We start from the raw sequence: 12,036 nt of genomic DNA, 5'->3' as shown, positions 1-12,036 counted from the left end.
GATACACACAACTCAAAATTACTGCTTCTTCCAAGATTGGTTGTGCTGCGAAGCCAGCACAACACCCCTCTTTGCCTGATGACCATAGCGAGTCGGTCCCACCCCTTCCCATCCCGAACAGGACCGTGAAACGACTCTACGCCGATGATAGTGCGGATTCCCGTGTGAAAGTAGGTAATCGTCAGGCTCCCTAAGCCAAGAACCCCCGCCCGACAAGGCGGGGGTTTTTGCATTTCAGCGACGGAAATGTGCGCGGGGTGGGGATCGGCAATGCGTTCCAGTCATCGCATCCCGCCGGCACATGCCAGATCAGTTACCTTTCATCCCTACCGCGGAACGAAACCGCGCGATTTGATACGATCGAAATGTCGTCGGCGATTGCATTCGTCGACGTTCATGTTCGAAACCAGGGCTTGATGGAGAGGGCGGGGAATGAATATCGGCGACGCGTCGCGCGAATCCGGAGTCAGCGCAAAAATGATCCGGTACTACGAACAGGTCGGCCTGCTTTCGCCGAGCAAGCGTACCGACGCCGGCTACCGCGTCTACGGCGCAGACGAAATCCATATCCTGCGCTTCATCCGTCAGGCGCGGCGGCTTGGCTTTCTCGTCGAGGATATTCGCAAGCTGCTGATGCTCTGGCAGGACCGCTCCCGCGCCAGCGCCGAAGTGAAGTCGATCGCCCTCGAGCACGTGGCCGAACTGGACAAGCGCATCGCGGAGCTGAGCGACATGCGCGATACGCTGGCCGACCTGGCCGCGCACTGCCATGGCGACGGGCGGCCCGAATGCCCGATTTTGGCGCGTCTGGCCAACCCTGTCAGCGAACCAAATTAGTGCGTATACTCCAGCCTCGAAATGAGCTTTGGTTAAATATCTATATAAATCAACAGGTTGGGATCGTTCGGCACGTGCCCATTCCAGATTGGAATGGTTCCCATGCGAGTATTTCATTAGCATCTTGGTGCAGCATCGCTATAATCCGGGATAACCCTATACGGGAAATCCCTGAATCTCGATTCACCAGGGGTCCCTCTTCCTTGGAGAACGTCATGATCGCCTACATCGTCGAAAAGCTGAGCAACTGGTTCGAATCCGCAGAACGTGAGCGCCGTGAGGCTTACCTCGCCACGTCGTCGGACATCGTCCAGCTCGAGCGCCGTATCCGTTCGCTCGAAACCAACGGCTACTCGCTGTAATCGGAGTCGCCGTCAGGTGCCGTGCGGCACCGAACGATAAGCAAGCCCCGTATTGACGGGGCTTTGTTTTTTTTGTGCGCCGGATCTGGCGAAATCGTCGACGCAGCGCTATGGTATGGACCGGCTTTTCATCCTGAAGGACACGATCATGCGTTTGCGTCTCGATGTGCGTCGCCATGCCCGCGCGCGTCTCGTTCTGGGTGCGGCGGTGCTGGTCCATAGCCTCGCGGCCGGTGCCGCGACGTCGTCCAAACCGCTGATTCTCGATACGCAACGCGGTATCCAGGACGGCAAGGGCGGGCTGGTGTTGCAGACGACGCCGTTGTCTTCCGAGCCGATCGTCGAGCCGGCAGGGATGCGGGTTCCGGCCGGGCAAGCGACGAACACGTCGGTTCCGCTGTTCGTCGCGCCGTATATCAATGTTCCCGGCTGGGGTGTGCCGCCAGCCAACCAGCCGAGGCTCGCGCCGAGACCGCAGCCGTAACGGCCGGTCGCTCGATCAGTTTCCGCGGTGCTCGATCTGACAGCGGGCGCCCCTATCCTGTCCCAGCATCTCGACCAGATAGGGCAGTGCTTCTTTCATGCTCTGGGCGAGTGTGTACGGCGGATTCAGAATGAACATCCCGCTGCCGTAGAGACCCAGACCATCCTCAGGCGGATTCGATACCGTCAGCGTCAGGTGCAGCCAGTTGTTCGGTTGCAGGCGCTTCAACTGCTCGGGAAAGCGCTGCGACTCCATCCGGGTGACCTGCGGGTACCAGACTGCATAGCAGCCGGTCGCGAAACGCTTCAGACATTCCGTCACGCAGCTCACCGTGCGCGCGTAATCCTTCTTGTCCTCGTAGGACGGGTCGATCAGCACGAGCGCGCGTCGCGGCGGCGGCGGCAGCAGCGCCTTGACGCCTTCGAAGCCGTCACCGGCGAAGATCATCGCGCGTCGCCCCGCGTCGCGGAAATTGTGGCGCAGCACGTCGATTTCCGTCGTGTGCATTTCGAACAGGCGCATGCGATCCTGCTCGCGCATCGATCGCCATGCGATGTACGGGGAACCGGGGTAGTAGCGCAGTTCGCCGTCGTCGTTCAGCGCGCGGACTTCGTCCACGAAGTCGCCCAGCACTTCCGGCAGGTTCTTTTCGTTCCACAGCCGGCCGATGCCGGTGTCGAATTCCGCCGTCTTCGCTGCGTAGCCGTCGCGCAGCGAGTACACGCCGGCACCCGCGTGCGTGTCGATGTACCAGTACGACTTATCTTTCTTGTTCAGGTAGCGCAGCAGTTGGACGACGACGGCGTGCTTGAGCACGTCCGCGTGGTTGCCTGCGTGAAAACCGTGACGATAACTGAGCATGGCGGGCTGCCTGAAACGAAAGGTGAATCGATGAAAGCGGTCGATCGTGCGCGGCCGTCAGGCCGGGCGCCGATGCGGGCCGCGTATTGTACGCGAGTGGCCGTGAGTCGCCTTATTCGTATGCGCTACCGACCACCTCCTCGATGCGTTGTTTTACATCCGGCGTCAGTTTTGCGGCGACGTCGAGCGCGCGCATGTTCTCGCCGATCTGCTCGATCCGCGATGCGCCCGTGATGACCGAACTCACGCGCGGATTCGCGAGCACCCACGCAATCGCAAGCTGGCCCGTACTGCAGCCGAGGTCGGCCGCGATCCCGCCGAGCCGTTCGACGATTTCGTTGCTGGCCTGATCGGTCAACCGGTCGCGCATCCAGTCGTAACCTTGCAGCTGCGCGCGGCTGCCGGGCGGTACGCCGTTGCGGTACTTGCCGGTGAGAAGGCCCGATGCCAGCGGGCTCCAGGTCGTGAGGCCGAGGCCGTAGTCGTCGTAGAGCCGCGCATATTCCTGTTCGACCCGCGTGCGGTGGAACAGGTTGTACTGGGGCTGTTCGACGACGGGCTTGTGCAGGTGATGCCGTTCGGCGATCTCGCACGCGGCGCGGATCTCGTCGGCACTCCATTCCGAGGTGCCCCAGTACAGCGCCTTGCCGCGCACGATCATGTCGCTCATCGCCCAGACGGTTTCCTCGATCGGCGTATGCGGATCGGGGCGATGGCAATAGACGAGGTCGACATAGTCGAGCTGTAGCCGGCGCAGCGAGCCGTCGATTGCGTTCAGCAGGTATTTCCGGTTTAGCGTGTGATACTGGTTCGGTGCTTCCGCGAGCCCCCAGAAGAACTTCGTGGACACGATATAGCTGATGCGCGGCCAGTCGAGCGACTTGAGCGCCTGGCCCATGATTTCCTCGGATTTGCCGCCGGCGTAGACCTCGGCGTTGTCGAAGAAATTGACCCCTGCGTCGCGTGCCGCAGCGAGGCACTCGCGTGCGGCCCGCTGGTCGACCTGGTTGCCGTACGTGACCCACGAGCCGAGCGAGAGCTCGCTGATCTGCAGGCCGGAGCGGCCTAGCCGTCGATAGTGCATGCGAATCTCCTGCGTGACAGAACCGACCTTAAGCTTAGACGTTTTGCGCGCGAACGGCGGGGCCGATCGTGCACAATGACGGCTGGCCCGCCGGTACGATCGTGCGACGAAAACGGATGCGGCGGGCACGTGTTTTATCGATCCGACAACGGGAGGAGACGGACATGGCAGCAGATTTGAGCGGCAAGACCGCAGTCGTCACGGGCGCCGCGAGCGGCATCGGCAAGGAAATCGCACTCGAGCTCGCCAAGGCGGGCGCGGCTGTTGCGATCGCCGACCTGAACCAGGACGGCGCGAACGCGGTCGCCGACGAGATCAACAAGGCAGGCGGCAAGGCGATCGGCGTCGCAATGGACGTGACGAACGAGGAAGCCGTGAACAGCGGCATCGACAAGGTGGCCGAAGCGTTCGGCTCGGTCGACATCCTCGTGTCGAACGCGGGCATCCAGATCGTCAACCCGATCGAGAACTACTCGTTCTCCGACTGGAAGAAGATGCAGGCGATCCACGTCGACGGCGCGTTCCTGACGACCAAGGCCGCGCTCAAGCACATGTACAAGGACGATCGCGGCGGCGTCGTGATCTACATGGGTTCGGTGCACTCGCACGAAGCGTCGCCGCTGAAGTCGGCGTACGTGACGGCCAAGCACGGCCTGCTCGGTTTGGCGCGCGTGCTGGCGAAGGAAGGCGCGAAGCACAACGTGCGCTCGCACGTCGTGTGCCCGGGTTTCGTGCGCACGCCGCTGGTGGACAAGCAGATTCCGGAGCAGGCGAAGGAGCTCGGGATCAGCGAAGAGGAAGTGATCAAGAAGGTGATGCTTGGCAACACGGTCGACGGCGTGTTCACGACGGTGCAGGACGTCGCGCAGACGGTGCTGTTCCTGTCGGCGTTCCCGAGCGCCGCGCTCACGGGCCAGTCGGTCGTCGTCAGCCACGGATGGTTCATGCAGTAATGCGGGCGCGGGCGGCGCTGTGGCCCGCCGGCGAATGGCATAAAAAAACGCGCTCCGTTGAGCGCGTTTTTTTCATTTCGGCGGGGCGGCCCGGTGACGGCTGCCGCCCGCTGGTGCCGCGTTACTTCAGGACGGTTGCGACCGCACTGGCGACCACGTCGAGGTTGCGCGTGTTCAGCGCGGCGACGCAGATCCGGCCCGTGCCGACCGCATAGATGCCGAACTCGTCGCGCAGGCGATCGACTTGCGCCGACGTCAGGCCCGAATACGAGAACATCCCGCGCTGCGCGTTGATGAAGCTGAAGTCGCGATCGACGCCGCTTGCCTTCAGGCGCTCGACGAGACCGTTGCGCATTGCGCGGATGCGATCGCGCATTTCGCCCAGTTCCTGCACCCACGAAGCGTGCAGTTCCGGCGAAGCGAGCACCGCCGCGACCACGGCGCCGCCATGGGTCGGCGGGTTCGAGTAGTTCGTGCGGATCACGCGCTTCAGTTGCGACAGCACGCGCGTGGCTTCTTCCTTGCTCGACGTGATGATCGACAGCGCGCCGACGCGCTCGCCGTACAGCGAGAACGACTTCGAGAACGACGACGACACGAATGCGTTCAGGTCGGCCGCGGCAAACAGACGCACGGCAGCGGCATCGGCTTCGATGTTCTCGCCGAAGCCCTGGTAGGCCATGTCGAGGAACGGTACGAGGTTGCGTGCCTTCACGACGTCGACGATCTGTTGCCATTGCGCTTCGGTCAGGTCCACGCCGGTCGGATTGTGGCAGCACGCGTGCAGCACGACGACCGTGCCCGCTGCGTAGCCGTTCAGCGCCGACAGCATGCCGTCGAAGTTCACGCCGTTGGTAGCGGCGTCGTAATACGGGTACGCGACGACTTCGAAGCCGGCTGCTTCGAACAGCGCGCGGTGGTTTTCCCAGCTCGGATCGCTGATCGCGACCTTCACGTTCGGGTTCACGGTGCGCAGGAAATCGGCGCCGATCTTCAGCGCGCCCGTGCCGCCCAGTGCCTGGGCCGTGACCACGCGGCCCGCCGCGATCAGCGGCGAATCGTTGCCGAGCAGCAGCTTCTGCACGGCCGCATCGTAGGCGGCGATCCCGTCGATCGGCAGGTAGCCGCGCGGCAGGCCGGCCTCGACACGCACCTTCTCCGCTTCGCGAACCGCGCGCAGCAGCGGAATCTTGCCTTCTTCGTTCGTGTACACGCCGACGCCGAGGTTGACCTTGGTCGGACGCGCATCGGCGTTGAAGGCTTCGTTCAGGCCCAGGATCGGGTCGCGGGGAGCAAGCTGGACAGCGGAGAAGAGCGACATGATGATTCGGCAGTAGTGAAAAGAGGGTCAGGCTTTCAGCCGGCGGGGCGGGCGCGGCGAACCGCGCGCCAATGGGCACGACGCCGGGTAGCGCAGCAGCCTGACATTGTAGCGAATTCGCGCTGGCGGGGGAGGGCGAATCGGCGGCGAGTCGCGATTTCGGACGGCTGTCGCGCGTCAGGAGCCGACAGCAGTTCGCGAGGCCGCGAAGCGCTAGAATGCTTTCTTTGCCCTCGCTCCGGCCGCATTCCATGTCCGAACATCATGCCGAAGTCGGCGACGCGCTCGACGAATCTAAATTCGTCACCTTCGAAGGGTCGCCGTTCGAGTTGTACCAACCGTATCTGCCCGCAGGCGACCAGCCGACCGCGATCGAGACGCTCGTCGAAGGCATCGGCGACGGCCTTGCCTTCCAGACGCTGCTCGGCGTGACGGGCTCGGGCAAGACCTTCACGATGGCGAACACGATCGCGCGGCTCGGTCGCCCGGCGATCGTGTTCGCGCCGAACAAGACGCTCGCGGCACAGCTCTATGCCGAGTTCCGCGAGTTCTTTCCGCGCAACGCGGTCGAGTACTTCGTCTCGTACTACGACTACTACCAGCCCGAGGCCTACGTGCCTCAGCGCGACCTGTTCATCGAGAAGGACTCGTCGATCAACGAGCACATCGAGCAGATGCGGCTGTCGGCGACGAAGAGCCTGATGGAGCGCCGCGACGTGGTGATCGTCGCGACGGTGTCGGCGATCTACGGTATCGGCAACCCGTCCGAATACCACCAGATGATCCTGACGCTGCGCAGCGGCGACAAGCTCGGCCAGCGCGACGTGATCGCACGGCTGATCGCGATGCAATACACGCGCAACGAGCAGGATTTCCAGCGCGGCACGTTCCGCGTGCGCGGCGATACGATCGACATCTTCCCGGCCGAACACGCGGAGATGGCCGTGCGCGTCGAACTGTTCGACGACGAGGTCGAGACGCTGCAACTGTTCGACCCGCTGACGGGGCGCGTGCGGCAGAAGATTCCACGCTTCACCGTGTATCCGTCGTCGCATTACGTGACGCCGCGCGACACCGTGATGCGCGCGATCGAGACGATCAAGGACGAATTGCGCGAACGCCTCGAGTTTTTCCACCGGGACGGCAAGCTTGTCGAGGCGCAGCGCCTCGAGCAGCGTACGCGCTTCGATCTCGAGATGCTGCAGGAGCTCGGCTTCTGCAAGGGCATCGAGAACTACTCGCGGCATTTCTCGGGTGCGGCGCCCGGCGAGCCGCCGCCGACGCTGGTCGACTACCTGCCGCCCGATGCGCTGATGCTGCTCGACGAGTCGCATGTGCTGATCGGCCAGTTGAACGGCATGTACAACGGCGACCGCGCGCGCAAGGAAAACCTCGTCGACTACGGGTTTCGCTTGCCGTCGGCGCTCGACAACCGGCCGCTCAAGTTCCCCGAGTTCGAACGCAAGATGCGTCAGGTCGTGTTCGTATCGGCAACGCCGGCCGATTACGAGAAGCGCGTGACCGGGCAGATCGCCGAACAGGTCGTGCGACCGACGGGGCTCGTCGATCCGGAAATCGAAGTGCGGCCGGCGAGCTCGCAGGTCGACGACGTGCTGACCGAGATCAACGCGCGCGTGAAGGCCGGCGAGCGCGTGCTGATCACCGTGCTGACGAAGCGCATGGCCGAGCAGCTCACCGAGTTCCTGGCCGACCACGGGGTCAAGGTGCGCTACCTGCACAGCGACATCGACACGGTCGAGCGCGTCGAGATCATCCGCGACCTGCGGCTCGGCACGTTCGACGTGCTGGTCGGGATCAACCTGCTGCGGGAAGGGCTCGACATTCCCGAGGTGTCGCTCGTCGCGATCCTCGACGCGGACAAGGAAGGCTTCCTGCGCGCGGAGCGCTCGCTGATCCAGACGATCGGCCGCGCGGCCCGAAACGTGAACGGCAAGGCGATCCTCTACGCGGACAACATGACCGAGTCGATGAAGCGCGCGATCGGCGAAACCGAGCGGCGCCGCGCGAAGCAGATTGCGCACAACGAGCGGATGGGCATCACGCCGCGCGGCGTCGTGAAGCGCATCAAGGACATCATCGACGGCGTCTACAACGCCGACGAGGCGCGCGCGGAGCTGAAGGAAGCGCAGCAGCGCGCGAAATTCGAGGACATGTCGGAAAAGCAGCTCGCGAAGGAAATCAAGCGCCTCGAGAAGCAGATGGCCGACTACGCGAAGAACCTCGAGTTCGAGAAGGCCGCCGCAACGCGCGACCAGCTTGCGCTGCTGCGCGAGCGCGTGTTCGGCGCGAACGTCGGCGATCACATCAGCGGCGGCCGGTAAGTCTTTCCCGTCATCACGGCAACCCTTTCGGTAATGAACCTGTAAGCCTTGTCGGATCAGGGGTTTACGCGACCTCCCGTTTGTTCCGGAACGGGTTCGGTGCTAAACTCCATAATTATTGAGAATTGTTCGCATTAACGTTTCTCATCGCGTTAGTGTTTCCAGCGAGCCGCCCCGGAGGCGGCCCGCATGTCGTCAGGTAAGTCAGACAAATAACAAGGAGTGTCCATGTTGGGTTCTTCGTTCATCCGCACGACGGTTGCGGTAGCGGCGGCGCTTGCCGCGATGTCGGCCTCGGCTGCCGAATATCCGATCGGCAAGCAGCAGATCCAGGGCGGCATGGAAATCGGCGCGGTATACCTGCAGCCGATCACGATGGACCCGGAAGGGATGATGCGCAAGGCGTCGGATTCCGACATTCACCTCGAGGCCGACATCCATGCGGTCAAGAACAACCCGACGGGTTTCGCGGAAGGCGACTGGATGCCGTACCTGCAGCTCACGTACAAGCTGACGAAGCAGGGCGACACGAAGTGGAAGGCTGAAGGCGACCTGATGGGCATGGTCGCGAGCGACGGTCCGCACTACGGCGACAACGTGAAGCTGAACGGCCCGGGCAAGTACCACCTGACGATGGTCGTCAAGCCGCCGATGCAGTCGGGCCACATGGCGTTCGGTCGTCATATCGACAAGGAAACGGGCGTGGGCGCATGGTTCAAGCCCATTACCCTCGAGTACGACTTCCCGTTCGCCGGTATCGGCAAGAAGGGCGGTTACTGATCGATGGCATCACGAACGGCGCGCTTCGGCGCGCCGTCGTCGTAGAGAACCCAGAATGAAAATTCCCCAGAAAATCGTTGCCGCAACCGCTGCGTTGTGGCTTGCCGGCGCAGCGTACGCTGCCGATCTGCCGACGTTCAAGCTCGAGATGGCGGATGGCAAGCTGAATCCCGCCCGCATCGAAGTGCCGGCCGGCCAGCGTTTCAAGATCGAGATCAAGAATACCGGCAAGGGCGCAGCCGAATTCGAGAGCGTGCAATTGCGCAAGGAGAAGGTGCTCGCGCCGGGCGCCGATTCGTTCGTGGTCGTCGCTCCGCTGTCGCCGGGTGAATACAAGTTTTTCGACGATTTCCACCAGCAGGCACAGGGCGTGATCGTCGCGAAGTAACGCGTTTTATCTGCGTGCGGGCGCACCTATCCCTTGCGCCGCGCGTCAGGAGGTATCGATGGGTCAGATCTTGTTCATCGTCTGGCGGGAGAGCGTCGAAGCGCTGCTCGTCGTCGGCATTCTCTATGCATGGCTGAAAAACGGCGACGACGACGCGCGCCGCGGCCTGCCTTTCCTGTGGGCCGGCGTCGGTGTCGGCTTGCTGATGGCTGTCGGCCTCGGCGCCGCGCTGGTCGGCTTCACCGAAGTGCTGTCCGGCGACGCGCAGGACTACTTCCAGACCGCCATGGTGCTGATCGCATGCGTGCTGATCGTGCAGATGGTGCTGTGGATGCGCCGGCACGGCCGCACGCTGAAGCGCGACATGGAGCAATCGCTGCAGCAGAGCACGCGCGATTCGAACTGGTGGGGCGTCGCGGTGCTGGTCGCGCTTGCGATCGCGCGCGAAGGCAGCGAGACGGTGATCTTCCTGTACGGCCTCGGTTTCGGCCAGTCGGGCCACGTCGGCGGCAGCCAGATGCTCGCGGTCGTGATCGGCCTCGGCCTTGCGTTCCTCACGTTCTATTTGCTGCAGCTCGGCGGCAAGTACTTCTCGTGGCGGCATTTCTTCCGCGTCACCGAAGTGATGCTGCTGTTCCTTGGGGCGGGCCTGTTCCAGACCGGCGTCGACAAGCTGATCGACAAGGAAATCCTGCCGCTCGGCATCTCGCAGGTGTGGGACACGTCCGCGATCCTCGATGATTCGGGCACGTTCGGCTCGCTCGTCGCGACGCTGACCGGCTATCGCGCGCATCCGGCACTGACCAACCTGGTCGCCTATGCGGTGTACTGGGCGGTCGTCTGGTTGCTGATGAAGCGCGCGAGCCGTCGTCCGGCTGTCACCGCAGGCCGCACGGCATGAGCGTTGTCGCCGCAGCAAAGCCGGGCTGGCTCGCGCAGGCCGGCCAGTGGATGCAGCGTCACGGCAGGCTGATCCGCGGCATCCAGTGGGTCGTCGTCGCCGTCTACGCGTTCCTGATCATCGTGCCGGCGGTGTTGCCGCTGCCGGACGATTCCGCGCACCTGTGGAGCAACCTCACGCTCATCGCGCAATTCGCGTTCTGGGGCATCTGGTGGCCGTTCGTGCTGCTGTCGATGGTGATGCTCGGCCGCGTCTGGTGCGGCGTGCTGTGCCCGGAAGGCGCGCTCACCGAATACGCGAGCAAGTTCGGCCGCGGCGGCCCGATTCCGCGCTGGATACGGTGGGGCGGCTGGCCGTTCGTCGCATTCGGGCTCACGACGATCTACGGGCAGATGGTGAGCGTGTACCAGTACCCGCTCGCGGTGCTGTTCGTGCTGGGCGGTTCGACTGTCGGCGCGATCGTGATCGGCGTGCTGTACGGCCGCGAGAAGCGCGTGTGGTGCAAGTACCTGTGCCCGGTCAACGGCGTGTTCGGGCTGCTCGCGCGGCTCGCGCCGATGCGCTACAAGGTCGACGAGGATGCGTGGCGCCGTTCGTACAAGAACGGCGAGCACGGCCATCGCGTGATTCCGATCAACTGCGCGCCGCTCGTGCCGTTGCGCAGCATGAAGGGCGCGGCGGCTTGCCATATGTGCGGCCGTTGCAGCGGGCACCGCGACGCGATCTCGCTTTCGTTGCGCTCGCCGTCCGACGAAGTCGTGAACCTCGGCGCGCAGCAGGCGAACCCGTGGGACACCGCGCTGATCCTCTACGGCCTGCTCGGCGTCGCGATCGGCGCGTTCCACTGGACCGCCAGCCCGTGGTTCGTACAGATCAAGCAATGGCTCGCGGGCTGGCTGATCGACCGTGACATCACGTGGCCGCTCGAAACCAATGCGCCATGGATCCTGCTCACGCACTATCCGGATCGCAACGACGTGTTTTCCTGGCTCGACGGCGGGCTGATCGTCAGCTACATCGTCGGCACGGGGCTCGTGTACGGCACGGTGCTGCTGGCACTGCTGGCCGGCGCCACGCTGATGCTCGGCCGCTTCGATCGCGTGCGGCTACATCACCTGGCGCAGGCGCTGATTCCGATCGCGGGCGCGGGCGTGTTCCTCGGTCTGTCGGCAACGACGCTGTCGCTGCTGCGCGCCGAGCATGTGCCGCTCGGCTGGGCGACCGATGTGCGCATCGCGATCCTGGTCGGCGCCAACGCATGGAGTGCGTGGCTCGCGTGGAAAGTGACGGGGCGCTATGCGGCCTGGCCGCGCCGGCTCGCGGCGTTCGTGTGGTTTGCCGCCGGGCTTGCCGTCGTCGACAGCGCATGGTGGTTGATGTTCTGGGGTTTCTGAAGCGGCATTTGCATGCTGCTTCGGCTGTCATGCATTGACGCGGCAACGAACGTGGGCGGCATGCTTCACGCATTGACCGTCTGTCAAGTCCTGGAATAGGTTGACAGTATCCAGCCCCTAGAGCGCCCGATGCACCGCATCGGGCGTTTTGTATTTCAGAGCGGCATGTGGCCGCTCGTGGTTATAGATGCGAACCGACTGTTCGACCATCTTGGCGGCCTGCTCAAGGTCAGCGGGACGTTGCAACAGGAACTCGCCCTTGAGGATGCCGTTGACCCGCTCGGCCAGAGCATTCTGATAGCAGTCGTAGCCGTCCGTCATCGAACAGC

At 63.7% G+C, this 12,036-nt stretch carries 13 protein-coding genes and 1 rRNA gene; 10 read left to right on the top strand and 4 right to left on the bottom strand.

Annotated features, from left to right (window positions below):
* Positions 1-74: 74 nt before the first annotated feature.
* The 4 genes from rrf (at position 75) to BFF94_RS37130 (ending at position 1,683) form a co-directional block, all read left to right on the top strand.
* Positions 75-187 (top strand): 5S ribosomal RNA (rrf, locus tag BFF94_RS37145).
* 245 nt (positions 188-432) lie between these two features.
* Entirely contained in the window at positions 433-837 is a 405-nt protein-coding gene (gene cueR / locus BFF94_RS37140) for a Cu(I)-responsive transcriptional regulator (protein ID WP_128847814.1), read from the top strand.
* A 215-nt stretch (positions 838-1,052) separates the two neighbouring features.
* The gene (locus BFF94_RS37135) at positions 1,053-1,199 is read left to right on the top strand and encodes a DUF3563 family protein (protein WP_080970925.1); all 147 of its coding nucleotides are present in this window, start codon (positions 1,053-1,055) and stop codon (positions 1,197-1,199) included.
* A 115-nt stretch (positions 1,200-1,314) separates the two neighbouring features.
* Positions 1,315-1,683, top strand: a complete 369-nt coding sequence (locus tag BFF94_RS37130) for a hypothetical protein (protein ID WP_128847816.1) — start codon at positions 1,315-1,317, stop codon at positions 1,681-1,683.
* A gap of 15 nt (positions 1,684-1,698) precedes the next feature.
* Here the strand turns inward: BFF94_RS37130 and BFF94_RS37125 are convergent, their stop codons facing one another.
* Together BFF94_RS37125 and BFF94_RS37120 are read right to left on the bottom strand one after the other, a co-directional pair.
* On the bottom strand, positions 1,699-2,544 hold the full coding sequence (locus BFF94_RS37125) for a 23S rRNA (adenine(2030)-N(6))-methyltransferase RlmJ (RefSeq protein ID WP_128847818.1): 846 nt from the start codon (positions 2,542-2,544) through the stop codon (positions 1,699-1,701).
* A 112-nt stretch (positions 2,545-2,656) separates the two neighbouring features.
* The gene (locus BFF94_RS37120; protein ID WP_128847820.1) at positions 2,657-3,628 is read right to left on the bottom strand and encodes a potassium channel beta subunit family protein; all 972 of its coding nucleotides are present in this window, start codon (positions 3,626-3,628) and stop codon (positions 2,657-2,659) included.
* 164 nt (positions 3,629-3,792) lie between these two features.
* Between BFF94_RS37120 and BFF94_RS37115 the strand changes: the two genes are divergently transcribed.
* Positions 3,793-4,581, top strand: coding sequence for a 3-hydroxybutyrate dehydrogenase (locus BFF94_RS37115; RefSeq protein ID WP_174434811.1), 789 nt, complete (start codon positions 3,793-3,795; stop codon positions 4,579-4,581).
* A 121-nt stretch (positions 4,582-4,702) separates the two neighbouring features.
* Here the strand turns inward: BFF94_RS37115 and BFF94_RS37110 are convergent, their stop codons facing one another.
* Positions 4,703-5,902 carry an amino acid aminotransferase gene (locus BFF94_RS37110; protein ID WP_219140450.1) on the bottom strand — a complete coding sequence of 400 codons (1,200 nt, stop codon included), beginning with the start codon at positions 5,900-5,902 and terminating at the stop codon, positions 4,703-4,705.
* Between the two features lie 251 nt (positions 5,903-6,153).
* On the opposite strand from BFF94_RS37110, the gene uvrB reads away from it, so the two are divergent.
* The 5 genes from uvrB to BFF94_RS37085 all read left to right on the top strand — a co-directional run bounded on the left by uvrB (position 6,154) and on the right by BFF94_RS37085 (position 11,707).
* A complete protein-coding gene (gene uvrB / locus BFF94_RS37105) occupies positions 6,154-8,244 on the top strand; it encodes an excinuclease ABC subunit UvrB (RefSeq protein WP_128844943.1) in 2,091 nt (696 codons plus the stop codon).
* A gap of 228 nt (positions 8,245-8,472) precedes the next feature.
* Entirely contained in the window at positions 8,473-9,024 is a 552-nt protein-coding gene (locus BFF94_RS37100) for an iron transporter (protein WP_128844946.1), read from the top strand.
* A gap of 55 nt (positions 9,025-9,079) precedes the next feature.
* Positions 9,080-9,412, top strand: coding sequence for a cupredoxin domain-containing protein (locus tag BFF94_RS37095; protein ID WP_128844948.1), 333 nt, complete (start codon positions 9,080-9,082; stop codon positions 9,410-9,412).
* 58 nt (positions 9,413-9,470) lie between these two features.
* Positions 9,471-10,313 carry an FTR1 family iron permease gene (locus BFF94_RS37090; RefSeq protein WP_128844950.1) on the top strand — a complete coding sequence of 281 codons (843 nt, stop codon included), beginning with the start codon at positions 9,471-9,473 and terminating at the stop codon, positions 10,311-10,313.
* Complete coding sequence (locus BFF94_RS37085) at positions 10,310-11,707, top strand: 4Fe-4S binding protein (RefSeq protein ID WP_128844952.1); 1,398 nt, start codon at positions 10,310-10,312, stop codon at positions 11,705-11,707. The genes BFF94_RS37090 and BFF94_RS37085 overlap by 4 nt, the downstream gene beginning before the upstream one ends.
* 117 nt (positions 11,708-11,824) lie before the next feature.
* On the opposite strand, the gene BFF94_RS37080 is transcribed toward BFF94_RS37085, so the two are convergent.
* The coding region (locus BFF94_RS37080; RefSeq protein WP_219140071.1) for an integrase core domain-containing protein at positions 11,825-12,036 on the bottom strand (212 nt) is incomplete at its 5' end.

Source organism: Burkholderia catarinensis (assembly GCF_001883705.2).
Lineage (GTDB): Bacteria > Pseudomonadota > Gammaproteobacteria > Burkholderiales > Burkholderiaceae > Burkholderia > Burkholderia catarinensis.
The sequence above is the reverse complement of the archived record's forward strand: the minus strand, read 5'-3'. Positions and strand labels throughout refer to the sequence as shown.